Here is a 26,181-nt window from a genome sequence, read left to right on the forward strand (position 1 = left end):
GAAGGCGAAATACCCCTTCCTGAAGAGCGGGGCGGCGGCGGAGGCTCGATGACCAAGGTCATCGCGGCCATTGTCGTCATTATTATTGTTGTGGCGGCGATAGCCGGAGCCCTGATTCTGATGGGAGGTGAGGCGGAGAACCAAAAACCCACTGCTGTGGCAACAGCAAGTGCGGTCTTGGCCATGCCTGGCGATACAATAACTTACGATGGAACGGAAAGTGAAGATCCAGATGGTGACATTGTTGAATTTTCCTGGAACTTCGGTGATGGTGTAACGACTTCTGGAAACATGAGCGTTGCGTCAATCGTCGAACACTCATACGATTATCCAGGGAAGTATATCATCATTCTGACCGTTACAGATGACAAGGACAAGTCAGATACAACCTGGAACTCACTCCTCTACGTTGAGATTCTGAACCCTGAGACAACCGGAGATGTCACCAATGATACAGTGCCATTCGCGATTGCGGCAGCTTCTGCCCAAGTAATTGAGAACAACACTGCTATCGACTTCGATGGAAATGCATCCAGGGCATACAGCGGAGATGATTTCTCTGTAGCCAACATTGAAGAGATGTTCTGGTCCTGGGGTAATGGTAACTCTTTCTCGGGTAACTATTCCGAGGCAGGTACTGCCTCTTACACTTACACCGGTGATGGGGTTGTCTACGCATCATACCTGAGGGTCACCAGCATTCACGATGCTGTCCAGAGGTACTATCACACCATCGTCATACTACCGGCCGATGTGACCGGTGGCGGCGCTGTCAAGAACCCTGACTTATTCGTAGAGGTTACTATCGGGGAAGCGAAGACTCTCGATCCTTCAGTTGCCTACGACACCGCTAGTGGTGAGATACTGGAGAACGTCTACGAGCACCTGGTCTATTACGACCGGGAGAGCACCATAAACCTTGTGCCTCAGCTGGCTACCGCTGTCCCAACAGTGGGCAACGGCATCTCTGAGGACGGTCTCAACTACACGTTCACCTTGAGGCAAGGTGTGAAGTTCCACTACACCAATGCAACTGGTGTAGCCTACACAATGGACGGCTATGACGTGGAGTACTCCATCGAGAGAGTCCTTACAATGAACGATCCCGAGGGTCCTGGGTGGATGCTCGCCCAGATCATGTACCCTGACTGGCCCGGTCCAAACAAAGTGCTTGACCCGAATCTCATAAATGCCTCAGTTGAAGTCAATGCCACTAATGCATTCGAAGTTACAATTCACCTGATCAGTCCATATCCCGGATTCCTGAAGGTTATGGCGTATACCGTCGGTTCCGTGGTTTGCACTGAGGCAGTTGAAGATCATGGTGGCGTTATTCCGATCACTCAGAACGAGTGGATGATCAGAAACGAGGCCGGTACTGGACCTTACATGCTCAAGACATGGGAGGCCAACCAATACATTCTGATGGAGAGGTTCAACGACTACTGGAGGGAGCCTGCTCCCGTTAAGTATGTCATCATAAAGAAGGTCCAGGACACTGGAACCAGGCTCATGATGCTGCTTGCCGGTGACGCGGACTTCGCCTACGTACCAAGGGTTCAAAGACCATCCGTGATCAATAACCCTGATCTCAGGATCGTCGAAGGGCTGCCAACATTCAACATGGACTTCCTCGGATTCAACTGGAATATGTCTATGGATCTGGATGTCGGAGATGTACCCGCGGACTTCTTTGCGGATATGAATATCCGTAACGCGTTCATACATTCATTCGACTTCGAGAGCTTCCTGGCAAACGTCTGGTTGGATACGGCTATACAGCCCAATGGTCCAATACCTCTGGGAATGTTCGGCTACGACTCGAGTATTCCCAACTACACCACGGACTTCTCATTGGCCGCTGAGTTCCTGAACAAGACTACCTATGGGGAAGATGGTTTCACTATCAGACTGTATTACAATGCAGGCAACGATGAGAGAGAAGCCGCATGCTTCCTGCTGAGGGATGGTCTTGATATTGTGTCGAATCTGATTGCCGGAGAGATCAACGTTGAAGTACAGGCACTTGACTGGCCTACATACCTCGACGCGCTCTATGGGTTTGCTCTTCCAGTGTTCTTCCTTGGATGGGGACCTGACTACGCGGATCCGGATGACTACGTCAATCCATTCCTGCACAGTAACGGTGCGTACCCATACTTCCTGAGCCTCAGCAATGCAACCCTCGATGCAATGATCGTGGAAGCTGCGATGGAGCTCAATGATACCCTCAGGGCCGAGATGTACTCTGAAATCTCTCAGGCGGTCTACGAGAACGCGTACTATGTCTGGACAGCTCAGCCAACGAACTTCCATGTCGAGCGTGCTTGGGTGGTTGGATACTACTTCAACCCAATGTTCTCTCAGTTTATCTTCTACGACATGAGCAAGTAGGTAAAACCCCTTTTTCTTTTTCCTTATTTTTTTATATTAAATAGATAATATGATATTTTTCCCACGACTGATTTCGTAGTAAAAAACTGGACGATTTGCAGATTATATGGCCATCATATTTATAGTACCAAAACGTGTATAAACAATTTGAAAAAAGCCTTTTATAGCATGATAGTGTTTTTCCGGTCTGGGAGTGACGGCTTGAAGATGCGGACATACATCATACGGAGGTTGTTACTACTCATCCCAGTTCTTCTGGGCGTCTCTATCCTCGTTTTCACTCTTACTCGTGTAACCGGTAATCCTGCCGCAGCATACATCACGGAAAAGATGAGCCCCGATGCGGTAGAGGCCATCAAAGAGAGTATGCATCTCAATGACCCTGTCTTCGTACAGTATTGGTATTGGCTCGTTAATATGGTCCAAGGGAATTGGGGGATTAGTAAAGTCAATGCAAATCAACCAGTTACTAAAAGTATAGCAGAATTCTTTCCTGCAACTTTCGAGCTAACAATGGTTAGTATGGTCATAGCTGTCATGGTGGGAATTAGTTTGGGCACGGTTTCTGCTGTTAGAAGAGACAAACCCATCGACCATGCGACCCGTATCATGGCGTTATCGGGGGTATCACTACCCGTTTTCGTTTTGGCAATCATTCTTCAATTCATATTCTACTTCCATCTGGGATGGTTTCCCTCAGGTGGACGAATCAGCAACCAATACATCTTAGAAGGATTCACCGAGTACACCAACTTCTATCTGATAGATAGCCTCCTAAACGGTAAATTGGATCTTTTCGCGGACGTGGCTTGGCATCTTGCCCTCCCTGCCATCACGCTTGCCTTCGGCACCATCGCAATAATCACCCGTATGATGAGATCTAGCATGCTAGAGGTGTTGGGACAGGACTATATTAAGACCGCGAGATCGAAAGGACTTCCTGATAAAACAGTCATCAAGAAACACGCAAGGAGGAACGCATTAATCCCGACGACCACTATAATCGGACTTGCATTTGGAGGCCTATTAGCAGGGGCTGTTCTCACCGAATCTATATTTTACTGGCCAGGACTTGGGAGATGGTCTGTCGATGCGCTCCTACAGAACGACTGGAATTCCATATTAGGATTCACCATACTGATAGCTATAGTCTATGTATTGGCGAATCTGATTGTCGATTTACTATATGCATACCTTGACCCGAGGGTAAGACTGGAGTGATATCGTTGAAGGATCAACACGACGAAGAGAGAACAGAGGCGGAGGCTCAATCCGATGATGTCACCAGGGGTTCGAGGGAGAAAGGTGTAATTTCGAAACAATGGGATCTGTTAAAGAAGAATATGGCTCCTCGATTTAGAGAGTGGAGATTCTCTTTATTCCTCATGAAAAAGAGCCCTCTGGCAATTGTCGGGCTTGTCATTGTCATCGCTTTCTTTGTCATTGCTATTTTGGCCCCAGTGCTTGCGCCCCCGTATCATGCCGATGACCCTACATACATTCCAAGGGATTGGCAAACCCCAAAACCACCCGGAGCCGAGACCGTCATAATGGTGGGAACCACGCCAACGAACTGGACTATGATCTTCGGGTCGGGAAAGCTTGGCATCGATATCTACTACGGCGTAATATGGGGCACTCAGACATCAATTTACATTTCGTTATTGGTTGTAACCATAGCAGCCATCATTGGCATAGTTTTGGGAGCGATAGCCGGCTATTTCGGTGGGGTAGTCGACGAACTACTTATGAGGGTCACGGATGTGTTCCTTTCCATCCCTGGCTTGATCTTGGCCATGGCAGTTGCGGCCGTTCTAAGTAGATCATTGGAGAACATCATGCTCGCCTTGATCGTGGTGTGGTGGCCACCGTATGCAAGATTGGTCAGAGGTCAGGTCCTTTCGATCAGGGAAAACACATATGTGGAAGCAGCTAAGGCAGTCGGATCTAAAAGGAGCAGGATTCTCTTTAACCATATAGTACCCAATTCACTCGCCCCAATGCTGGTGGCGGCTACCATGGATTTGGGTGTCGTGGTGCTTGTAGCCGCAGGACTCAGTTTCATCGGATTCGGCGTACCAGCAGGAACGGCCGAATGGGGAAAGCTCATATCTGACGGTCAGCAGTATTTCCTGACCACCCATTACTATCAGGGGGTGGCGTATAATCCATGGTGGATGTGGGTCTTCCCAGGAATATTCATATTCTTATTCGTAATGGGATTCAATCTGTTTGGTGACGGTCTAAGGGATATACTCGATCCCAGGCTGAGGAGGTGAGATGACGGTGGATGAAGATGTCTTGATTGAAATCAGGGACCTTTACACCAATTTCTACACCTACCAAGGCGTGGTAAAGGCGCTGGATGGCATTAATCTACAGATCAGGAAAGGAGAGACATTCGGCCTTGTTGGTGAGACTGGATGCGGGAAAAGTGTAACGGCCAACTGTATCCTTAGACTAATTCCTTCACCGCCTGGCAAGATAGAGAAGGGGTCCATATATTTCGCCATGCCTAATGAAAAGCGCATGGAGATGCTCTCGCTCGAAAGTAGGCTGTCCGAGATAAGAAAAGGGCTCTCTGAAGCGGATGTCGGAACGATCCAGAACTACTTCTACGGTAACGGAAAGAAGATTTCAAAGGATAAGAAACGCCAGATATACGGTGCCATGGATTCCAACTCGCGGGATTACATAGATGTTTTCAATGAGCTTCAGAAACTAAGGACTCCTTATGATCTCCTCAAGGCGAGTGAGAAACATATCAGGAAGATTCGAGGAAAGTACATCTCAATGATCTTCCAGGAACCCATGTCATCACTGAATCCCACCTTCACGGCGGGAGACCAGATCGCGGAGAACATCCTCCTCCATGAAAGGAAGGATGTGGCCACCTCTGCCGTTGATCTGATCGATCGCAGAATCAAAGAGCTGAGAACCTCCCAGGCCAAGAAGGTCAAGACTGGATCAGGAGATCTGCAATGTTCTCACTGCAAGAACATCGTGAATGCTGAGGACGAATCCTGTTCCAACTGCGGATCACTTTTTTACTCAGAATCGTTCAAAGCCTTCAAGATCCTCATACTGCGCTCATATCGCAAGGATTGCGTCAATCTGGGCAAGAATCCAAATAACACCTGGTTAAGAATCAAATCGAAGATTCCTATTGCGAACAGGTTCGAGAAGATTATCAAGCAGGAGGCACGAGATCGCGCAAAGACCATGCTAGAGCTGGTCAGGATCCCGGACCCTTCCAATGTTCTAACATCATATCCACACGAGTTGAGTGGTGGGATGCAACAAAGGGTCACGATCGCTATGGCCTTGGCGTGCAAGCCACGAATGCTCATAGCTGATGAACCCACCACAGCCCTGGACGTTACCATCCAGGCTCAGATCCTCAAACTCATGAACGAACTCCAGGAGGACATGGGGACCTCCATTCTCCTAATAACTCACAACCTCGGCGTTGTGGCAGAGACATGTCAACGTGTGGGAGTGATGTACGCAGGCAACATGGCAGAGATCGGATCCGTGATAGAGATATTCAAAGAACCTTTGCATCCCTACACCCAGGGACTCATGAACTCAATCCCAAAATTGACTGAGGAATTGAGCAGACTGGAGATCATCGAGGGCAATGTGCCAAACCTTGTTCGCCCGCCCCTAGGCTGCAGGTTCAACCCCCGCTGCCCCTTCGCCATGGGAGTGTGCAGGAAAGTGAAACCGCCACTGATCGAGGTCAAACCCAATCACTTCGTATCCTGTCATCTTTATTCGGAGGGAAGTTGATGGAAGACATTCTCATCGAAGCGAGGGACATGAAGAAATACTTCCCGATCAGGGGAGGATTGTTCAAGAAATCAATTGGCAGTGTCAAAGCTGTGGATGGTGTGACCTTCCCGATACGTAAGGGTGAGACACTTGGCCTCGTCGGTGAGAGCGGTTGCGGCAAGACAACCGCAGGTAGGACAATGCTGCAACTTACTCCACCTACTGCTGGTCACATTTACTGGAAGATGCCAGAAGAGGATCGAAAAAGGCTTATTGAATTGGAAAAGGAATTGAATGGTCGGGAGATCGATAGCAAGACTGGCGAGTGGGACGAGATCCTGGAAATCCAAGAGAAGTACGCACTTGACAAGAAGGATTCCGAGACTCTCAGAATGCTACGCAAGGAGATGCAGATCGTGTTCCAGGACCCTTTCTCATCACTTAATCCGAGAATGCTGATTAAAGATGTCATCGGGGAACCCCTGCTTGTCCACGGCATCTCAAAGGGAGAGGAGCTTCGAAATAGGGTGACATCGATGCTGGAGAGAGTTGGACTTAATCCCGAGCACCTGTATCGTTATCCGCACGAATTCTCAGGAGGCCAGAGACAGAGGATCGGAGTGGCTAGGGCACTCGCGCTCAACCCGGAGTTCATTGTTTTGGACGAGCCCACATCAGCCTTGGACGTTTCTGTTCAGGCTCAGATATTGAACCTCCTAAACGATCTTCAGAATGAGTTCGATCTCACATACCTCTTCATCTCACATGACCTGAGCACTATCAGGTACATGTGTGACCGCATTAACGTCATGTACCTGGGAAAGGTGGTGGAATCGGCACCGAAAGATGGCATCTTCGACAATCCCAAACATCCTTACACCAAGGCGTTACTTTCTGTCCTCCCCGTTCCAGATCCGACCTACTCAAAGGAACGCATTGTGCTGAGCGGGGATGTACCAAGCCCTGCCAACCCACCTTCTGGTTGCAGGTTCCACACCAGATGCAAGTTCCGTGAAGCGGTTTGCGAGAGAGAGGAACCCTTACTACGGGAGATCGCCAAGGACCACTACGTGGCATGCCACATGGTCAAGTGAGCTGGGCATGGCCAGGAAGAGACAGATAAAGGTTGAGAGAGTCTCCGCAACGGAACCTTCTGATGAGGATATCCCCAAGAAATTCAGGGATGAGGGTTGGAACAAGTGGTTCAAGGAGTCCTACGCCAAGTGGTGGTATGGTCTCCTCTGCATGATCGTAGATCTTTTCCTGGCCCTTGAGGTATCACGATATCTTTCTGGATCATGGATCTACTTTGTTCCTTTGATCGTGGTGCTGATATTGGTCATGTTGGAGATATACCTCTTCCACCGCCTCTGGGGTGGCCTCGATTTTCTTTTTGGAGATAGAAGATTAATATAGCTGGGCATCTCTTAGCTCTTTTTGATGGCAGCTAGTGTCACACTGGTCATATTAATTACTGCCGTCATAATTGTACTCATCATGCTGGCGGCAGTCATGGGTGTTTTCCAACTATCCCTGGTGGACTACACCGAAAGGGATGACTGGGACGAGATTATCTTCTATGCAATACTTGCCGTCCTCGCAATGGTGGCGCTCTCCTTCCTTAACCTGGGCATCACGGAGGAGCCCATATCCATCAGCTTGAATGTGACAGGGGTGTTCATACCAACTGGGATTGTAATTTTCCTTATGATCACCCGTCGGTTAGATCTCGCAGCCGCCTTGATATCTATAGGGCTAGTGGCCATTGTTGGTTTTCCATTGACACAGATCGTGGATGGTGGAGCTTACATATTCTTCCCGTTCTGGCTGATACCCGCGGGTGTTGCGGCCGCGTGTGGTTTCTTCTTTACCAGAAACATGGACCCAGAGACCGTTTTAATCAGGGGTGGGGCGATAGCCTTCGCCTCTGGCTGCCTTGGCATGCTCGTAGGTGGGGATCTCCTCCATTTACCAGAAATGCTTGATTCGGGAGGCACTATGTTGATAATGGGAGCAGGAGGCATACTGGACTTCATCTTCCTCACAGGAGTGGTAGCACTTTCGATCTTATGGTGCGTGCAAGCGGGCGTCCCTGCATTGAGACGTTTCTTGGATTCGAAGAGCGAGAGCGATATCGCTTCGTAGACTGGTATTCTTGCAACATTTTAATCTACTGGAAATGTCATTTCGGTGGCGGGAGAGAGGGTGACGGTTGTAAGCATGGAGGACGTAGTTCTAGCGTTGAAGAACACGCTAGGAAAGAAGGGTATGGCAGATGAAGATATCGAGAAGCTCGCTGAGTACCTGCTTTCGTTCTTCGGTTACACAGATGAAGTGATCGATAACCGACTCACCTCCGAGGATCGAGATGTTTTCTACATGCTGGAAGAGGAGGGTTTCCTCACAACCACTCAAGAAGAGGTTCACCTCAAGAAAGGAAAGCTCTGGAGAATCCATTATTGGATACTGAAGAGAGAACAGATCCTCCGAATGGCCAGGATAGAGGAAAAGCCAGAGGAGAAGAAGGACGATTTCTCTGCCGTCTATGATGATATATCGGAGGAGGCCTGGGACAGGAGCTGACTTATTACCAGTCAGATCACCTGGCAACCCTTTTAATAGTGCCTTCCCGTTAAGCGAGACTCGAGGAATTCGATGGACCTTACTCCCTACCTGATAGCACTTATCGTCATCCTTGGATGGACCGCGATGGTCTACGGTCTGAAGAAGAAAGGGACCTTGGAGAAGGTAGGGCTGTCCAACTGGGGTCCATTTCTGATGTGGAAGACAGAAAAAGGTAAGAATTTCATCGATAAGCTGGCCAAACCGCGCCGATTCTGGCTTGTTTTCGCGGCTTTCTCAAAGGTCCTCTGCCTTCTCGTAATGATCTTCATCATGGGCCTGCTCATATGGGAGGCCACCTTAGTAACCAACATTCCGGCCGAAAGCGCCCCTACGCCAGAGATGATCATAGGAATTCCAGGTATCAATCCCTTGATACCCATCTGGTATGGTATACTGGGTTTAATCGTAGCAATCGTGTTTCATGAATTCGCCCATGGTATACTGACTAGGGTGGGTGACCTCAAGCTCAAGACGCTGGGACTGATATTCTTCATATTCCCTATGGGAGCTTTCGTAGAACCTGATGAGGACGAGCTAACGAAGACCACCAAACGCAAGAGAATGAATGTCTTCGCGGTGGGAGCATCCATGAACATCATTGTTGCGGTGTTCTGCGCCTTCCTGTTCTCGACGGTATTTCTCTCCTCGGTGGCACCGGTCAGGGACGGCCCCGTGGTGGTGACGGTGGCCGGTGACAGTCCGGCATCCCATGGAGATCTGGAGTTCGGTTCACAGATAGTGGAGATCGGTGGGACCGTTGTGGTCGATCCAGATGATCTGAACGACATCGATGCTCCATATCCAGGTGATCTGGTTTCGGTCAAGTATTTCTTCAAGAGTCAGGAGTTCAATAGTCTGTTCTATTCAGGTGTGACCATCACCTCTTCATCAAAGGGTCTTCCCGCCGCGGATGCGGGAATGAAAACAGGAATGATATTGCAATCGATCAATGACACAGTGCTGTACAATCCTGATGATTTTACAGAGACGATGTCAAGAACCCACCCTCAGCAGACCGTCAATGTCACTGTGATGTCCTGGAATGATACGACCCAGAGCTACCTGCCTGTAGCCAGCATTCATCAAGTGACCCTGACCAGCAGAAATGATTATCTGAGGAGCATTGGGGTGGACCCAGGCGATGAACCGGATAAGGGGTTCTTAGGTGTGAACAGCGCTTTCCTCGGGGTGGGTACCACCACTCCGGAAGCTCTGCTCACAGTGCTTTCCAATCCCTTAGAGGGGGCAACCTCAGCTGGGGATCTGTTCAGTGGATTCATCATCTACATTGCCCTTCCATTCAGAGGATTGGCTCCCGTTCAATCGCCTATCACAGACTTATTCGATGTGACCGGAGCCCTTGGAGCTCTTCCGGTTGATCTCTTCTGGATACTTGCGAACTCTTTCTATTGGATATTCTGGATCAACCTCATGGTTGGAATGACGAATGTCCTCCCTGCAGTTCCCCTAGATGGTGGCTATCTCTTCCGCGATGGAATCGATTCCATTATCAGGAGATTGAAGAAGAGTGCATCCCAGGAGGACATCGAGAGATACGTTGGCAGTATAACTCTGGCATTGGCAATGGTCGTGCTATTCTTGATCATATGGCAGTTGATAGGCCCGCGAATATTGTGATCCATAAGTCGAAGAAATCATGGACTCTTGTTCTTGTTGCAATCCGGGCAGAGTTCTTGGTCGAGCGAGCTGATATTGGAGAACACGTCGAAGACCTTCTCACACCTGGAGCATTTCTTGAATGCTAAGAATACTGGGCGGAAATCATCGCAATCCATTACCCTTCCACGGCGATTTCGATTACAGAGGGTGGCCTCGCAGTTGTCACATAGGCTTCTACGGCTGACATTGATATATCGATGTTCACCGATCCTCACTTTAGTCAAGTAATCGCCCTGCTTCAATCTCTATCATCAAGATAGATCGTATTTCAACTTTCTTTATCATATCAAGGGAATGAGTCTTGCATGCTCGAATTGAAAAAGAAGAAGGGGAAGGGGTTTAGTTGAGGGCTGAACGATGCCTTTCCTTAAGTTCTCCTAGCTTTCCTTTGTTCCAGCTGCTGATCTTCGAGAAGAATCCAGTCACACGGGTTATGCCTTCCACATTGGGCGATTGGCATTTAGGGCACGTATCGTGGAGTCCTCTCACAGTTTGCCCGCAGCTAAGGCAGGAGGTAAACTCGGGGCTAAAAGCGATCTGAGTATTCTGAGTGTTATGGAATGTCTTCTTGACAAAGGCAGCGATACTCTCTGCCGGTGGTTTCGACTCACCAAGCCAGACGTGTGTCAGCGCACCAGCCTCTATCAGCGGGTGGTACAGTCCCTCCATCTTGACCCTCTCGATCGCACCTATGTTCGATCCCACATTCAGGTAGGTGGAGTTTGTGTAGTAGATCTCCCCTGTGGTCCTGTTCCCCCTTATCGCGGTGGGGGCCTGCAATGGGAAGTACTTCATATCCAATTTGGCAAAGCGGTATGCCGTACTCTCGGCGGGGGTCTGCTCCAACGGCATTCGTATACCGTACTCCTCACCGATGCTCTCGGCCTCCTTCTTCATTGAGGCTATTACCCTCAGACCATACTTCAGTGCGTCCTTGGACTCGTGCAGTTCCTCTCCGGTATGATATTGGACCAATTCGTTGAGTCCGACCATTCCTACCAAGAAAGAGGCTTTGTCCAGTCTATAATATGGCTCACCATCGAGATTCATGGTTAGCAGTGACAGGGGGCCCATCTTTCCCATATCCAGGAGCTGAGCAATGAACTCCTTCTTCTGAACATGTGCTTTCGCCACCATTTCCATCCGTTCCCGGATGAGCTCATTGAGCCTGGTATCGTCCTGATGCGCCTCGTATGCTATCCTGGGAAGATTCAAGGTGACGTTCTGCATCGCGGAGTATCGCATCTTCCAAGGAGTCTTGGCATCCTCGAGGTCGCTCCTGTCGAGCTTGAACGTCAATCTGCAACACTCACTTATCTTCGCGGTATCTCCACGGTCAAAAACAAAATATGTATTGCCCTTTTCCGCTGCAACCTGGGATATCTTCTCCAGGAACTGATCGCTGCCTTCTGTACGGAAGAATTTCTCCGTCATATGGACATTGGGCTTGGGGAAGAAGAATGGTCTCCCCAAAGCGTCCCCCTCCATATATACATCGAATAGAGCATCGATGAATCTCTGACTCTCATCGAGATAATCCTCATAGTTCTGTCCCGTGAATTCTCCCTTTGGGCCTATTGCAGGCACTCCCACGAAATGATCCGGTATCTCCCAGTAGAGATTCAGATCGCTGAAGATCGATTGACCTCCTCTGGCTACCGCTTGCTGGGCAAATTCGAAAACGAGGATCTGGGCAAGCTGTTTCATCCTGGAGTAATCAATGCCCTCCAGGTATGGTGCAAGAAAGATGTTAAACGCATCCCATCCTATGGCCCCTGCGAAATGCCCCTGCAGTGCTGCCGAGAACTTTATTATCTGTTCGATAAGCACCTCTGGGTGCTTTGCTGGCTTCGCAATAGAGATGGCATTGGGTAGATTTAACCCGAACTTCTTCACGTACTCTATCGATTGACCGCTACAGTAAGGACGGTCGACCATACCCAAGTCATGCAGATGTATGTCCCCCCTCATGTGAGCATCTGCCATCTCCTGACTGAATACCTCTAGCAGAGCAAATTCCTTCTTTATCCTCTCAGAGAGTGTGAGATTAGTAGCCTCTGGCCCATGTGGAACATTGGCATTCTCCTTGTTTGGACACATGATGATCTGACGGGCATCGTACAGTGGAACACCAAGCCGGGTGTGCTGCTTCCTGATCCCTGCCAAGCTATACTCAACGAGCTTGGCGTTTGTCAGCTCTCTGATCAAAGGTGCTGTAACGATATCAAGATCAAGTTCCGCGATTAGTTTCTCGACCTCGGTCGCAACGATTCGGGCAGCATCCAGACTGATGTCTGTCTCACGTACCAAAGCGTCGTATATCCTCGATTTGTCCCATTTCTTGATCTCTTCATCTGATGTCCTGACGAATAAGGACAATTCGGTAGATTCCTTATCATCGGAATGTAATTCTTTATGATCGTGCATATGCTCTGCTGCTTTCATTCTGTCCACTTCCCAAAACGGGATCCAAGCGCATCCCCGCCGTAGAGTAAATTTTGCTATTCCTCTCTTTAAATAAAGCTATTTTTGAATCCAGTTAGGATACCAATGAGGTAACAAATAAACCCCGTTATCACCACGAGAAAGGCTTATTAGTTACCAATATTGTTACCATATTGGTGATCAAGCGTTCCATCCAGAGAAGGAACTCAACGTGATAATCTTCGAACTACTAAAGAAAGATGGAAAATCAATCAGCGCTCTGTCCAAAGAATTGGAGAAAAACGGATACAAGTTCCATCGCCTCATACTCACAGGTTATCTGCGAGCCCTTGCAGACATGAAGATACTGAAGGAGAGAGATGTTCCACCCGCCAAAATATATTTGCCAGCAAAGGTCAGGAGGAAGGACATCTATGAGATTGTGGGAGAAAGAGCCTTGGAGAGAGGTGCATCCTCCGAGGAAACCAATGAAATCTCATTATTCTGCCTCAGCAAGCTCTTCGGCAGGGCAATCTTTGAAGAGGAGTTCAAGAGAACGGGGATCAGGGATGAACCCATTGGTAGAATTGCCACTCAGGAAGAGAGACAAGAAGCCAAGAAGTTTCTGATGTCCTCGGGGTTTAAGATTGCGAACAGCAACAGGGCTTTCATGCCCCAGAGGGAATTTCACGAGATCCACCTGGAGATCTTGGAATCCATTATCAGTGATGATTACGGGCTCTCACATCTGGTCAAAGAGATCAAGCAGACAAAACTCAGCTTATGATTCCTTAGTCATTTGAGATTGAGTATGTTCACGATTAGCAGATAAAGGAGCCAAATGGACGAAAGCCAATTGTCAATTTTCAAGAATCTATTTATCTTTAAAGTCCATACTCGTGGCCATGGACCTAAAGGCCCTTGCTCAGGCTATCCGGAATCATCCAGGGGTTACACGGAAGAGGAGCATTTCTGAAGTCATGCACTTCATTCCATCAATTGGCCACAACAAGGTCCTGGCATCCTGCGGTGAAGATTGCGCCGTGCTGGAATACGGAGACTCTGTTCTACTTCTGGCCGCAGATGGCATAATGGAGCCCCTCATGAAGGCCAGCCCCTACTATGCAGGTTACTATTCGGTTCTGGTCAATATCAATGATATTTCGGCAATGGGCGGAATACCAATCGCCATGGTCGATATAATCTCTATGAAGGACCTCAAGATATGTGCTCAGGTAATGAGAGGAGTGGAGATAGCGGTCAAGAAATTTGGAGTCCCCATAGTTGGGGGACATACCCATCCTGACTGCGAATACCACGCCATCGATATCGCCATACTGGGCACGGCTAAAAAAGACGAGGTGATCTATAGTCATACGGCCAAGGTCGGTGACGACATCATATTCGCCATGGATCTCGATGGTTTCTATCCAGATGCCCTTCCTTATGCTTGGGACACCACCACCATGAAAGACAACCAGCTGGTGAGGGCGCAGGTGATGATTATGAACGAGATCTCCAGCAAGGGTTTGGTCAATTCAGGAAAGGATATGAGCAATCCTGGATCCATAGGAACATTGGGTATGCTCCTCGAGACCAGTGCCAAGGGAGGGACTGTGGATGTAGATCTCATCCCCCGGCCCGACAATACGGATTTCATTCAGTGGATAATGGCCTACCAGGGCTGTGGGTTCGTGGTCACTTGCCCGCCCCAGAACTCGGAGGAGGTCATCGATATGTTCAAGAGAGTCGAGGTGACGGCATCGGTGGTAGGAAGCATCGACGATTCCAACAAACTCGTGCTCACCTCCGGTGGAAAGGAAGACGTTCTCTTCGACTTTAACAGTGATATCATAACAGGGTGCAAACCCTCTACAATGGCCGGTATGAACCACAGGTTCTGATCGATTCATAATTCTAGCATTGTTGAATTGAAGAGAGGAGAAGGTGCTAGGCCACAGCGGTTGCCGGCCGGTCCGAGGAAGATTGTTCGATCGACTTCTCAACCCCGCACCCCTTCGAGCGTCAGTAGTCCACGGTTGGACTGCTCCCGTCAGGGCCTGGCCCGTTCCCCATGATTAGAGCAAGGAATGCCGCCCTCCGGCTGCATCGCGATGCCGCCACTGGCCCCGAAGGACAGGGCTTCATAGTTGTTGATCGGGTCTTCAACGCTCCGGTTACGACGTCCACTGCTGTCACCCTCGCTATCGACGATTTCGATGTAGAAGGGCACGCCGAACGCCCCGGTCAAGCCTAGCAAACTCCGAAGTAAGGTTAGGAGCTATTTATAATTAACCTGGGTCCACCCTCAAGCGGGTTTCACAGTGTTACTTCCAGCATATTGCGGGATTGATAGAAAAGAATATGTATTGTATTCAAGTTCCGATTAATTAAGATTAAACTCTAATAATAATGTTTGAAGCTTAATCTTTGAGTTGGGGATTAACATGCGCCTAGGTCCCTTTACGTCCGATGAGAAAGAGGGAGGAACAGACAAGGATAGGGGGAAGGCCACTCAGGACGCCTTGAAAGAGGGAGATGCCATATTCTTCTACAGGAAGGATCTGTGGTTTGGAATTCGTAACCACCTCCTCAATATCGTTCTCGGAGTTCTCCTGCTTCTAGTGATCTGGTACCTAGTGGCTGAACTGGTCAATTTGTGGAAGGGGCTTACACTTTTCCCGACACCGGCTGAGACCCTTTCCAGACTCGTTGACCTTCTGGGTGGACAGAAACTATATGGTGTGACCGTTTACAGCCATGTGAGCGCTAGCTTGGCCCGATGGGCTGCCGGTTATGCGCTGGCGGTCTTTTTCGGGATCGTCATGGGCATATCTCTAGGAGTTTCCAGGAGAACCCACGACGTTGGCATAATACCCATATACATATTCCAAATGATACCGGGGCTTGCTTGGGTCCCCATAGCCATGCTGATCTTTGGCCTGGGAAATATCTCCACGATATTCATGATATTCATGACCGCCCTTCCTCCCATCGCCATTAGTACTTCCAGCGGAATAAGGGCGGTCCCTCCAAACCTCGTAAAGGCGGCTCAGATGACCGGAGCAAGCCGGTCGCGGATATTCTTCCACGTTCTTCTTCCCGCCTCCGCAATGTCGGTCATAAACGGATTGAGGATAGGGCTGGCGAACGGGTGGAGGGTTCTCATCGCCGCGGAGATGGTGGTGGGTGTCGCGATCGGACTAGGATACTCAATATTCCAGTCCCGTTGGTCCCTTGACTTCGAGGCCGCCTTCGTTTGCATCGTGATAATATGTATGATCGGCCTGGTCATCGAGAAACTACTCTTCGTTGTGCTGGAGGACAAGATCAGGCAGAGAATGGGCTTGACGGAGGAGGGATAGAGAATGCTAGAGATCGGCGGGGTTTCCAAGGTTTTCCACGACCGGCGAAAAGGTCGGGGAGTTATCGCTCTCAGGGATATCCACCTGTCCGTGGCTAGGAACGAGTTCCTGGTCATCATTGGACCCAGTGGCTGTGGCAAGAGCACCCTCATCAACATGATAGCAGGATTCGACCGACCAACCCGGGGTAGGATCCTTCACGAGGGGGAGGTGGTTACAGGACCATCGCCGAGAAGAGCAGTGGTATTCCAAGACCACTCCCTCTTCCCCTGGATGTCCGTGATGGAGAACATAGAGTTCGGCCTGGTATCCAACGGAATTTCCCCTTCGGTCAGGAGGAAAACAGCCCTCCACTACCTGGAGCTTGTGGGATTGTCCGATTTCAAGGATGCGAGACCATGCGAGCTTTCGGGAGGCATGATGCAGAAAGTCGCTGTGGCACGCACCCTGGCCCTTGAACCTGACCTTCTTCTCATGGATGAGCCCTTTGGCAGTTTGGATGAAGAGACACGACGCCGAATGGATAGGGAGCTCCTCAGCATCTGGAAGAAGGAGAAGAAAACGGTGATTTTCATCACCCACAACCTAGAGGAGGCCGTCCTCCTGGCGGACAGGATCGTCCTGATGTCCACAAGGCCGGGTGAGGTAGAGGCCGAGTGGATCGTGCGGAGGGAAAGGCCCCGGGATCCGATGTCTCCCTGCATGTGCGAGCTCAAGCGGGAGATCTCCGCCAGACTCACGGGCGTCTATCATCCCGAGAATGGTGAACAGAACCATGGACAGATCCCTGTAGAAATCGAGACAGAATGTTCCTCATTGAGGGACAAACTGGCTGAACATTCAATTGAGAAGTTGAAGATGAGGAGATGAACTGTATGGAAATGAAGAACGGTAAGCTAGTGATGCTGGTCGTCATAGTTGTGGTGGCGGCTTCGGTCGGGGTTGCCGCCCTCGCCCTAAATGGGTCGGCGGACGAGAGTCTTAGGATAGCATACTCCAACAAGGTGGACTATGAGCCACTCATAATCGCCAACGAGTTGGACCTGTACTCCGAAGAGGGTGTTAAGGTCACAACTTACACGGTGACTGGCGGAATACAAGCGGCAGAGGCACTTGCCACCGGAGCAGTGGATTTGGCCGCGATGGGTGATTCACCGGCATTGCTTCTTCTATCCCAGAATTCAGAGATGAGGATAGTCGGAAGATACGGCGGTGGGGAGGGTATGCACAGGATTGTGGGATGGAACGATATCACGACTCCTCAGGAGCTTATAGGAAAGAGTGTTGGCATCCAGTTCGGTTCGAGCACGCACGGGGCCTTCCTTAGCTGGGCCGACTCTGAAGACCTGAACCTCTCAGAGGTCAATCTGGTTCCCCTTTCCCCCACCGACATGCCTCAGGCCATAGCCACGAGGCAGATCGACGCCATGGCGGGGAGCGAGCCATGGCCAACGAACGTGGAGAACACTTGTGGAGACCAGGTACACGAGATCGGCAATTCCAGCGGGTTGGGAAATACGTTCCCATTGGTGCTGGTTACCACCAAGACCGTTATCGATACCAGGAGCTCGGAACTGCAGTCGGTCATGAATGCCATAGGAATGGCGGTGGACATCATCAACCAGGACAGAGAATATTCGGCCTCGATCTGCTGCAACCTGACAGGCCTCTGCGCCGAAGATCAGCTCCGCTGCATGGAACCGCTATTCTACGAAATGGATTTCAACCAGACCGACCAGGACAGCATGGAGCTGACCGCATCCTTCCTGGTAGAGTATGGAAAGATACAGGAGATCCCTCCATTGGATGATCTCGTGGACAGACGCTTCCTTGGAGTGGGAGGGTGCTGCGACCCCGTGGAGACTGCGACATGCATCATCGAATGACCTCACTGGAAAGGATAGAGTCCACCTTGAAAGGTGAGATTCCAGACATTGTCCCCGTTTTCCCCCGGGACCTGACGCTCTCGCTCGATGTCGTGCCTTTCACCACATCTGAGGTCTGTGGCGATGGATACGATGCGGAAAAAGCTTCCAGATCTGTGATAGCCCTCCAGGGGATGATCGGACATGATGCGGTTGTGGGTGCCATTCACTACATGGGCATGGAGCTCCCCGCGCTGGGAGGCGAATTGAATTTTCCAGAGTGGGGAATACCCTCTGTGACGGGACATCCTTTCGAGAATTTCGAGAGAATCGATTCCGCCCAGGTCCCCGATGTGAATCGTGATGAGCCATTGTGCTCGATAATGGAGTCCTACGATCGGGTATGCAGTGAGATCGGGGGAAGGGTTGCTGTGATTCCCAACGTTGAAGGGCCAATGACCAAGGCGGGCCTGCTCCGAGGAATCGACAATCTATCTTTGGATCTGGTGACCCGACCCGAACTCGTGGAAAGGCTCATCGATTTCTCGACCGAGATGGCCTTGGATTTCATAAGGGGTGCGGCTGAGAAGGGGGCCGCCCCTTTCGTCTTCCTAGCATCCGCAACCGACAATCCAGATCTTTTCGGTGCAGAGGTGTTTCAACGGTTTTCCCTGAGACCATTAGAGAGAATCGTGAAAGAGGCGGCGAAGGTCGGTCTGAAGACCATCTTTCATCCTCACGGGGTATTCCAAGGAGATTTCGCCCCTCTGGTCGATGAGGCGATGTCGACCGGCATATCGGGATTCCAGTTCGCCGAGAGGAACGACCTCCCCGCAGCGAAGAAGAGATGGGGATCGCGCACCTGCATACTGGGAGGTGTGGATGCGTTTACCACATTGCTACTTGGTCCCTCTTCAAGGATAGAGGAGGATGTCAGACGTTTCATGGATTCGTGCGCTCCTGGAGGAAGATACGTGTTCATGTGCTCAGGATCGCTCCATAGGGGCTTGCCCATCGAGCACTTGCAGGCTATGGTCAATTCCTGCAGGAAGTACGGAAGGTATCCTTTATCGTGAACATTTCAAACCGCTATCTTCAGTATATCGGGTTAGGCGCGATGGACCCACAATATCTTTATTAGGTGCTAGTTCACATATGTTAACCGAGGGGATTTCTTGAAAGCGGAGGAGACTGCAATTGTTTTCATAGAGTTCCAGAACGACTTCTGCAAGGAAGGCGGGGGGCTCTATGGAGGAGTCAAGGAGCAGATCGCTGCTCAGAACACCGTAGGGAATGCGAAGGACTGTATCGAGAAGGCCAGAGGTAAGGTGCTGACCCTTATCATGCCCATATTGTTCGAGGAGGACTACTGCGACGCTGGATGCGAGGGAGTGCTTGGTCCCATCCATATCGGAGCCATCGAATCCAGGTCGTTCCGAAAAGGAACTTGGGGCGGTGCCATTATCGACGAGTTAAAACCCACCAACATGGACATCGTGGTAGATGGGAAGCGTACACTGGATGGATTCAACTCCAGCAACATCGACTTCCTGCTGAGGGTAAACTGTATCAAGAATGTTGCCTTCTGTGGATTCCTTACCAATGTCTGCGTTGAAGGTACCGCAAGATCGGCCTATGACAAAGGGTACAAGGTCTTTCTGTTGAAGGACTGCTGCGCCGCTCTATCCGGAGAGGAGCAGAAGTACGTGGAAGAGAAGTTCTTCCCCCTGATCGGGGAGGTAATGACCCACCAGCAATTCTTGAACTGCCTGGAGTGATTCCAACTCCCCCTATCCTTTTTTTCTTCTATCTCCTAGAAAGACTCATCTCCGAAAATATGTAAAAGGACAGGCTGCAATATCTAACATCAAGAGGGAAGGAGACCTTTGCCGAGGAGTCTTGACAAGCCCCCATGGTTGAAGGTGAGGGCGCCCACCGATCCCAAGTTCAAGGAGATGATGGACCTCATCAGCACCATGGGATTAAGAACGGTATGCACGGCATCCAGGTGCCCCAATATATCTGAGTGCTGGAGCTCTGGCAATGCCGCCCTCATGATCCTCGGAAACACCTGCACCAGGAACTGCGGATTCTGCGCAGTTCAGTATGGCAATCCCAAAGGGGAGATCGATTCCGACGAGGGTGAAAAGATAGCGGAGATCGTCGAAAAGTTGGGACTTAGCCACATTGTCATCACCTCGGTGACCAGAGATGACCTTTCTGATGGGGGAGCAGGGCAGTTTGCATCGGTGGTGACAAGCATAAAGAAGCGGAGCAAGGAAACCACTATCGAACTCCTCGTACCCGATTTCAATGGAGAGGAAACGTCCATCCAGACCGTGGTCGAATCACATCCCGATGTGCTCGGCCACAACCTAGAGACTGTCAAGAGACTCCAGGCCAAGGTTCGCGACCGAAGGGCATCGTATGAGCAGTCCCTGCGGGTCCTGAGAAGGATAGGTGAGTTCGACGAGACCATCTTCGTAAAGAGCTCCCTAATGCTCGGCCTTGGAGAGAGCGAGGAGGAAGTATTGGAGGCCATGGAGGATCTGCTCGAGGCCGGCGTGGACTTTCTTACACTGGGCCAGTATCTTCAGCCCAAGGGTGTCAGGTTGCGAGTATCGGAATATATTCCCCCCAATCGATTTCAGGACTATCGGAAGAACGCCCTGGATATCGGATTTCGATTTGTAGCGGCAGGTCCGTTCGTACGTAGCTCGTACAAGGCCATGGAGGCTTTAGATTCGGTTTGAGGTGTTGTCTTGCTGATTGACGATTATGACCCACTGAAGGGTAAGAGGCTTCAGATCCTGAAGGAGACCGGAACGGTAATCAAGACGCTGGAGCCACAGCTGGAAGAGGACGTGCTCCTGAAGGCATACAGAACCATGGTGCTGACCAGGGCCGCGGACGATAAGGCAGTGAAGCTGCAGAGGCAGGGTCGGTTGGGCGCCTATCCGCCTGGCCTTGGCCAGGAGGCGAGCCAGCTTGGACCGGCCATGGCACTGGATAAGAATGATTGGTTGATCTGGGCATTCAGAGAAATGGGGGCTCTCATTTGGAAGGGCGTTCCCCTTTGGCGGCAGTTCCTTTACTGGATGGGCAATGAGGAGGGTAACAATTTTCCGGACGGGATCAGGGTGACCCCGACCTCGGTGCCGGTTGGATCGCAGATACTGCATGCGGTGGGAATCTCCTATGCCTCAAAAATCAAGAAGGAAGGCTCGGTGGCGCTGGTCTACTTCGGAGATGGCGGGTCGTCCGAGGGGGACTTTCATGAGGGGCTGAACATGGCGGGAGTGCTGAACACTCCCACCGTTTTTGTCTGCCAGAACAACCAGTACGCAATCTCTATGAGAAGGGCCAAGCAAACCGCTTCCCAAACGATCGCACAGAAAGCACTTGCATATGGATTCGAGGGAATACAAGTCGATGGCAATGACCTACTGGCCTTGTATGCGGCTACCAAGGAGGCCGTCGACCGAGCGCGAAATGGTGAAGGTCCCACACTCATCGAATCATTCACATATAGGAGAGGGGACCACACCACCTCCGATGATGCCAGCCGCTACCGCCCTGAGAAGGAGGTCACGGAGTGGGAGAAAAGGGATCCCATCCTTCGCTTCAGGAAGTATCTCGAGAAGAAGAAGCTTTGGGATGATGAGAAGGAGAAGAAACTCCTGGACGAGATCCAGGATGAGGTGGAGAGGTGCGTTGCCAAGGCAGAGGCCTATCATAAACCCTCCATAGAGGATATCTTCAAGCACACTTACGCCGAGATGCCACCAGAACTGAAGGATCAGATGGACCGCCTGCAACAGAGGGAGGGGTCCGAATGAAGATGAACATGGTATCGGCCATCAACCTGGCGCTTCATCAGGAGATGGAGAGGGATGAGACCGTGGTGGTGATGGGAGAGGATGTCGGCGTCGATGGAGGGGTATTCCGGGTGACGGAAGGCCTGATCGAGAAGTTCGGTCCCGACCGTGTCATCGACACGCCCCTCTCCGAATCAGGGATCGTGGGCACGGCCATCGGGATGGCGATGAACGGTCTTCGGCCCGTTGCGGAGATGCAGTTCATGGGATTCTCCTACCTCTCTCTGAATCAAATGATAACCCATGCGGCCAGGATGAGGAACAGGACCAGAGGACGACTGTCTGTCCCCATGGTGCTCCGCATGCCTTATGGCGGAGGAGTGAAGGCTCTCGAGCATCACTCGGAGAGCACGGAGGCTCTCTATGCCCAGATACCTGGATTGAAGGTGGTGGTCCCGTCGTCACCAAAACAGGCCAAAGGGTTGCTTACATCCTCCATCAGGGATCCAGATCCAGTTGTCTTCCTTGAGCCGAAGCGATCGTACCGCCTGATCAAGGAAGAAGTTCCTGAAGAGGCCTACACCATACCGATCGGAAAGGCAAGGGTGATGCAGGAAGGCGATGATGTCACCGTGGTGGGGTGGGGGGCCATGCTCCCTTTGATCGAGACGGCGACAAAGAAGCTGGAGGATATCTCCGCGGAGATCATCGACCTTCGCAGCATCTCGCCAATGGACACTGAAACCATACTGGAATCGGTCAAGAAGACGGGAAGGGTCGTGGTGGTTCAGGAGGCTCCAAGGAGCTTCGGCGTTGGTGCCGAGATATCGGCAAGGATCATGGAGAAGTCCGTTCTGCACCTTGAGGCTCCGGTGGAGAGGGTAGCAGCCCCAGATATCACGGTGCCTCTGCCCAGGTCAGAGGATTACTATTACATCAATCCTGACAGGATTATGAGAGGCATAGCCAAGGTGATGGAGTTTTAAGGTGATGAAATGACAACTGAGTTCAAATTCCCGGATCTGGGTGAGGGAATAACAGAGGGTGAGATCAAGAAGTGGCTGGTGAAAGAAGGAGATGTCATCGAGGCAGATCAGTCCCTGGCCGAGGTGGAGACAGATAAGGCGGTGGTTGAGGTGCCATCTCCCAGCGCGGGAAAGGTGCTCAAGCTCAACTATAAGGAGGGCGAAGTTGTCCTCGTGGGCGAAATACTGGCTGTAATCGGTGAGGAGGAAGGGAAGCCCGAAGAGATCGTACCGGTTGAAGTTCGGAGGGAACCCGAGGAGAGACGGAAATCCGTCTCTGTGGTCGGGGAGCTGCCAGAAGCCCCGGAGGAGGAGCAGATCCTTGAAGCGGAACCAGTGGGTGTCCTGGCCATGCCAAAAGTGCGCAAGCTCGCAAAGGAACTTGGAGTAGACATCTCCAAGGTCAAGGGTACTGGAAAGGAAGGCAGGGTGCTGGAGAGGGATATCAAAGGTGCGGTCGAGGAGAAACCCAAGGAAGAGAAGAAGCCCAAGAAGATCCCGAAGTTCGACATATATGGGTGGGTAGATAGGGTCCCGGTCAGGGGAGTTAGGAGGACCATTGCCAAGCGGATGGTCGAATCGCTTCAGAAGACCGCTCCAGTGACCGCTACCGAGATCGCGGACGTCACGGAATTAGTGGAGCTGAGGGAGAGGGAAAAGAAGACCGTCATGGAGACACGCAGAATCAAGCTCACCTACATGCCGTTCATCGTGAAGGCGCTGGTGGAATCGCTGAAAGAGCATCCCTACTTGAACTCCACCATGGATGACGAGAACCAGGAGATCATCCTGAAGAAGTACTACAACATTGGGATAGCAGTGGCTACAGAGGACGGGCTCATCGTACCCGTAGTAAAGGGGGCGGATCAGAAGAGCATCTTCGAGCTGGCGGAGGAGATTCAGAGGCTGGCGGAGGCGGCGAACAACCGGACTATCGATATGGCCGATCTGAAGGGGGGCACCTTCACCATAACCAATTACGGGGTGTTCGGCGGTCTATACGCAACACCGATCATCAACTACCCTGAGGTCGCGATCCTCGGTACAGGTGCAATAAGGAATACACCCATTGTCATCGATGGCGAGGTGAAGATACGGAAGATCATTCACCTTTCGCTCACCTTTGATCACCGGGTCCTGGATGGGGCTGAGGGTCAGAAGTTCCTCAATACCCTTGTGAGATATCTGGAGGATCCTGAGATAATATTGATGTCCGCCTAGAGACGATATGAATCCGTCATCCATTCAGTCTGGAGATAATCTCAATTAGGGTCCCGATCTCCGCCTCCAGCCCTTCGTCACCGACCTCTCTCTCAGCGCATATGAAACTGTCGTGGTCGCATGCGAGTTCATATCCACGCTCACGGATATCTTGGATGATCATGAACTTCAGTTTTATCATCTCCAGATCAACTCGTGGGCATTGGGGAAACATGTCAATCACCAGCTCAATGACTGGGGTGCCCTGTTCATTGCTCACCACGCAGAGCCTTGAATGTCGATCCTTATAGAGGGTTCGAGATTTCTCCCCCTCCTGAAATCGATCTGTAGACTCTCTCTCACTTTGATCCATTGGCTCACCTCAGAACTGCTTCTTGCTGAAGTAGACCCCGGCGATTGTCATGAAAACAATGGTGATTGCCATTGCTATCAGGGCGGTCATCACTGTTCCGTTTTCCCATCCCATGAGTGAGGGCAGTGCACTTAGGGCAGAAATCTGGGCACCTCCGTAGACGACCAGTATCGCACCCACCAGCACAGAGGGCGAGGCTACCCCGATGAGCACACCCACCGCGCTCGCAACTCCCATTATCGAGACACTCAGTACCAAGGATTCCATCAGGGATTCCATGGGTGGAAGGACACCACTGGTTCCGAGATCCAGTACCATTGTGAGCGAAAGCGCGATGAGGGCAGCTGCCACCACGCACAGGAATACGGTCAGGAACTTGGATATGAGGAGATTCCTGCGCCTGATGGGTCTGATGACGAAGAGATCGTAGACCCCGTTGCTCTTCTCGTTTATTATTGATACGGCAAGCATGACCGAGACCAGGGTTCCTCCGATGCTTGATATCATCAAGGCAGTGAATGTGCTAAAGGGAATCTCACCCTGCATATCCGGAGACCACAGCTTGAGCAGTATAGCCATAAGCGGCAACCCCATCCAAAGGAAAAGCATGACCTTTGAGCGGTAGAATCCATTCAGCTCGTCCTTGAAAAGAATGCTGAAGCTCATGCCACTACCTCCGTAGTCACGAATCTCATGTACAGATCATCCAGATTAGGCATAACGGGAGAGAAGCTCTCGATGCCATATCCCATGTCTATAAGCTGTCTAAGTAGGGAGTTTGTCTCTTGAGCCCTCCCATCAATCTCCAGGATGAATGTGTTGGAGGATGTCCACCTTACATCATTGACACCCTCGATGTCGAGGGGGCTCGCAGCCTTCTTTGGCCTATCAGACACGGTCACTTCGAAGGCATTGGCAATCAGGAACATCCTCTTCAGTTCCTCAATCGTTCCAATGCTGAGAACCGTTCCCTGATTTACGATGCATATCCTGTCCGCGACATCCTCAACATCGCTGAGAATGTGCGAAGAGAAGAACACCGTGGTGCCCGTCTCGCTTATCTGCCTGATAACCTTCTTGAGATTATAGCGGCTGGTGGGATCCAACCCGGCCAGTGGCTCGTCCAGTACAAGGATCTTCGGATGATGAATCATGGCCTGTGCCAGTCCCACCTTCTGAATATTCCCCCCTGAAAGGTTGGATATCTTCCTTCTCCTCGATTCAGAAAGACCGACCATTTCCAAGACCTCTGTTAGCCTTGCCTCTAGCTCCTCTCCAGATAGTCCGGATAGCCTCCCAAATGTGCTGAGGGCCTGTTCCACAGTCTTCCACTCCTGGAATGCCACTTTCTGGGGGAGATAGCCTACAAGGGCTTGCGATCCTCCGTTGGAGGAGATGAATTTGCCATCAATAATCAGTTGACCCCTGAAATCAGTGATCAGCCCCACCAGTGATTTTATGGTAGTTGTCTTGCCCGCTCCATTGGGGCCAACGTACCCAAGGACCTCTCCCCTTCTCATGGTGAAAGTGACGTCCCTTAGAGCGGGGAACCCCTTGAACTCCTTAGAAATGTGATCGAAGACCACGATATCGTTCGCATTCGTGTTCATTTTTCCACGGACTCGTGGATTTCATGAT

Annotated in this window: 25 protein-coding genes and 1 other RNA gene; 20 read left to right on the plus strand and 6 right to left on the minus strand. The window is 50.9% G+C overall.

The genetic code is table 11. The features are described 5' to 3' along the window. Positions 1-48: 48 nt before the first annotated feature. The 9 genes from GKC03_05990 (at position 49) to GKC03_06030 (ending at position 10,431) form a co-directional block, all read left to right on the plus strand. Positions 49-2,394, plus strand: a complete 2,346-nt coding sequence (locus tag GKC03_05990; GenBank protein ID NYT12090.1) for a PKD domain-containing protein — start codon at positions 49-51, stop codon at positions 2,392-2,394. A 201-nt stretch (positions 2,395-2,595) separates the two neighbouring features. Continuing rightward, a complete protein-coding gene (locus GKC03_05995; GenBank protein ID NYT12091.1) occupies positions 2,596-3,615 on the plus strand; it encodes an ABC transporter permease in 1,020 nt (339 codons plus the stop codon). A gap of 122 nt (positions 3,616-3,737) precedes the next feature. Further along, positions 3,738-4,673 (plus strand): ABC transporter permease, encoded by a 936-nt coding sequence (locus GKC03_06000; protein NYT12092.1) that lies wholly within the window; start codon positions 3,738-3,740, stop codon positions 4,671-4,673. A 1-nt stretch (position 4,674) separates the two neighbouring features. Next, positions 4,675-6,186, plus strand: a complete 1,512-nt coding sequence (locus GKC03_06005) for an ABC transporter ATP-binding protein (GenBank protein NYT12093.1) — start codon at positions 4,675-4,677, stop codon at positions 6,184-6,186. Beyond that, on the plus strand, positions 6,186-7,262 hold the full coding sequence (locus GKC03_06010; GenBank protein NYT12094.1) for an ATP-binding cassette domain-containing protein: 1,077 nt from the start codon (positions 6,186-6,188) through the stop codon (positions 7,260-7,262). The genes GKC03_06005 and GKC03_06010 overlap by 1 nt, the downstream gene beginning before the upstream one ends. A gap of 7 nt (positions 7,263-7,269) precedes the next feature. Further along, positions 7,270-7,584, plus strand: coding sequence for a hypothetical protein (locus GKC03_06015; protein ID NYT12095.1), 315 nt, complete (start codon positions 7,270-7,272; stop codon positions 7,582-7,584). Positions 7,585-7,608: 24 nt separating this feature from the next. Next, on the plus strand, positions 7,609-8,313 hold the full coding sequence (locus tag GKC03_06020) for a DUF1614 domain-containing protein (protein NYT12096.1): 705 nt from the start codon (positions 7,609-7,611) through the stop codon (positions 8,311-8,313). Positions 8,314-8,388: 75 nt separating this feature from the next. Then, positions 8,389-8,751 (plus strand): hypothetical protein, encoded by a 363-nt coding sequence (locus GKC03_06025; GenBank protein NYT12097.1) that lies wholly within the window; start codon positions 8,389-8,391, stop codon positions 8,749-8,751. A 72-nt stretch (positions 8,752-8,823) separates the two neighbouring features. Next, on the plus strand, positions 8,824-10,431 hold the full coding sequence (locus GKC03_06030; protein ID NYT12098.1) for a peptidase M50: 1,608 nt from the start codon (positions 8,824-8,826) through the stop codon (positions 10,429-10,431). Between the two features lie 17 nt (positions 10,432-10,448). Here the strand turns inward: GKC03_06030 and GKC03_06035 are convergent, their stop codons facing one another. Together GKC03_06035 and nrdD are read right to left on the minus strand one after the other, a co-directional pair. Further along, on the minus strand, positions 10,449-10,589 hold the full coding sequence (locus tag GKC03_06035; protein NYT12099.1) for a hypothetical protein: 141 nt from the start codon (positions 10,587-10,589) through the stop codon (positions 10,449-10,451). Positions 10,590-10,812: 223 nt separating this feature from the next. Then, complete coding sequence (nrdD, locus tag GKC03_06040; GenBank protein NYT12100.1) at positions 10,813-12,918, minus strand: anaerobic ribonucleoside-triphosphate reductase; 2,106 nt, start codon at positions 12,916-12,918, stop codon at positions 10,813-10,815. Positions 12,919-13,129: 211 nt separating this feature from the next. Here nrdD and GKC03_06045 point away from each other — a divergent pair, with 211 nt between their 5' ends. Both GKC03_06045 and GKC03_06050 read left to right on the plus strand, forming a co-directional pair. Then, positions 13,130-13,684: a hypothetical protein gene (locus GKC03_06045; GenBank protein NYT12101.1), complete on the plus strand. Its 555-nt coding sequence runs from the start codon at positions 13,130-13,132 to the stop codon at positions 13,682-13,684. Between the two features lie 118 nt (positions 13,685-13,802). After that, positions 13,803-14,801 (plus strand): methanogenesis marker 2 protein, encoded by a 999-nt coding sequence (locus GKC03_06050; protein NYT12102.1) that lies wholly within the window; start codon positions 13,803-13,805, stop codon positions 14,799-14,801. A gap of 44 nt (positions 14,802-14,845) precedes the next feature. On the opposite strand, the gene ffs is transcribed toward GKC03_06050, so the two are convergent. Continuing rightward, positions 14,846-15,156: signal recognition particle sRNA (gene ffs, locus GKC03_06055), an RNA gene on the minus strand. Between the two features lie 188 nt (positions 15,157-15,344). Here ffs and GKC03_06060 point away from each other — a divergent pair. The 9 genes from GKC03_06060 to GKC03_06100 all read left to right on the plus strand — a co-directional run bounded on the left by GKC03_06060 (position 15,345) and on the right by GKC03_06100 (position 24,191). Beyond that, positions 15,345-16,262 carry an ABC transporter permease gene (locus GKC03_06060; protein NYT12103.1) on the plus strand — a complete coding sequence of 306 codons (918 nt, stop codon included), beginning with the start codon at positions 15,345-15,347 and terminating at the stop codon, positions 16,260-16,262. Positions 16,263-16,265: 3 nt separating this feature from the next. Further along, positions 16,266-17,132, plus strand: coding sequence for an ABC transporter ATP-binding protein (locus GKC03_06065; protein NYT12104.1), 867 nt, complete (start codon positions 16,266-16,268; stop codon positions 17,130-17,132). Then, the gene (locus GKC03_06070; GenBank protein NYT12105.1) at positions 17,129-18,148 is read left to right on the plus strand and encodes an ABC transporter substrate-binding protein; all 1,020 of its coding nucleotides are present in this window, start codon (positions 17,129-17,131) and stop codon (positions 18,146-18,148) included. The genes GKC03_06065 and GKC03_06070 overlap by 4 nt, the downstream gene beginning before the upstream one ends. Further along, positions 18,106-19,203, plus strand: a complete 1,098-nt coding sequence (locus GKC03_06075; protein NYT12106.1) for a hypothetical protein — start codon at positions 18,106-18,108, stop codon at positions 19,201-19,203. Before GKC03_06070 ends, GKC03_06075 begins: the two co-directional genes overlap by 43 nt. Positions 19,204-19,302: 99 nt before the next feature. Next, positions 19,303-19,905, plus strand: coding sequence for a cysteine hydrolase (locus GKC03_06080; GenBank protein NYT12107.1), 603 nt, complete (start codon positions 19,303-19,305; stop codon positions 19,903-19,905). A gap of 108 nt (positions 19,906-20,013) precedes the next feature. Continuing rightward, positions 20,014-20,880: a lipoyl synthase gene (lipA, locus tag GKC03_06085; GenBank protein NYT12108.1), complete on the plus strand. Its 867-nt coding sequence runs from the start codon at positions 20,014-20,016 to the stop codon at positions 20,878-20,880. 9 nt (positions 20,881-20,889) lie between these two features. After that, on the plus strand, positions 20,890-21,966 hold the full coding sequence (pdhA, locus tag GKC03_06090; protein NYT12109.1) for a pyruvate dehydrogenase (acetyl-transferring) E1 component subunit alpha: 1,077 nt from the start codon (positions 20,890-20,892) through the stop codon (positions 21,964-21,966). After that, positions 21,963-22,931, plus strand: a complete 969-nt coding sequence (locus tag GKC03_06095) for an alpha-ketoacid dehydrogenase subunit beta (protein NYT12110.1) — start codon at positions 21,963-21,965, stop codon at positions 22,929-22,931. The genes pdhA and GKC03_06095 overlap by 4 nt, the downstream gene beginning before the upstream one ends. Before the next feature lie 9 nt (positions 22,932-22,940). Then, positions 22,941-24,191, plus strand: coding sequence for a 2-oxo acid dehydrogenase subunit E2 (locus GKC03_06100; protein NYT12111.1), 1,251 nt, complete (start codon positions 22,941-22,943; stop codon positions 24,189-24,191). A 16-nt stretch (positions 24,192-24,207) separates the two neighbouring features. Here the strand turns inward: GKC03_06100 and GKC03_06105 are convergent, their stop codons facing one another. From GKC03_06105 to GKC03_06115, 3 genes are read right to left on the minus strand one after another with little or no spacing between them, the layout of a single operon-like run. Further along, entirely contained in the window at positions 24,208-24,543 is a 336-nt protein-coding gene (locus GKC03_06105; GenBank protein NYT12112.1) for a hypothetical protein, read from the minus strand. Positions 24,544-24,552: 9 nt separating this feature from the next. After that, positions 24,553-25,209 carry an ABC transporter permease subunit gene (locus GKC03_06110; protein ID NYT12113.1) on the minus strand — a complete coding sequence of 219 codons (657 nt, stop codon included), beginning with the start codon at positions 25,207-25,209 and terminating at the stop codon, positions 24,553-24,555. After that, positions 25,206-26,153: an ABC transporter ATP-binding protein gene (locus GKC03_06115; GenBank protein ID NYT12114.1), complete on the minus strand. Its 948-nt coding sequence runs from the start codon at positions 26,151-26,153 to the stop codon at positions 25,206-25,208. Before GKC03_06115 ends, GKC03_06110 begins: the two co-directional genes overlap by 4 nt. Between the last annotated feature and the right edge of the window lie 28 nt (positions 26,154-26,181).

This window comes from Methanomassiliicoccales archaeon, assembly GCA_013415695.1.
In the GTDB taxonomy this organism is placed as follows: domain Archaea; phylum Thermoplasmatota; class Thermoplasmata; order Methanomassiliicoccales; family JAAEEP01; genus JAAEEP01.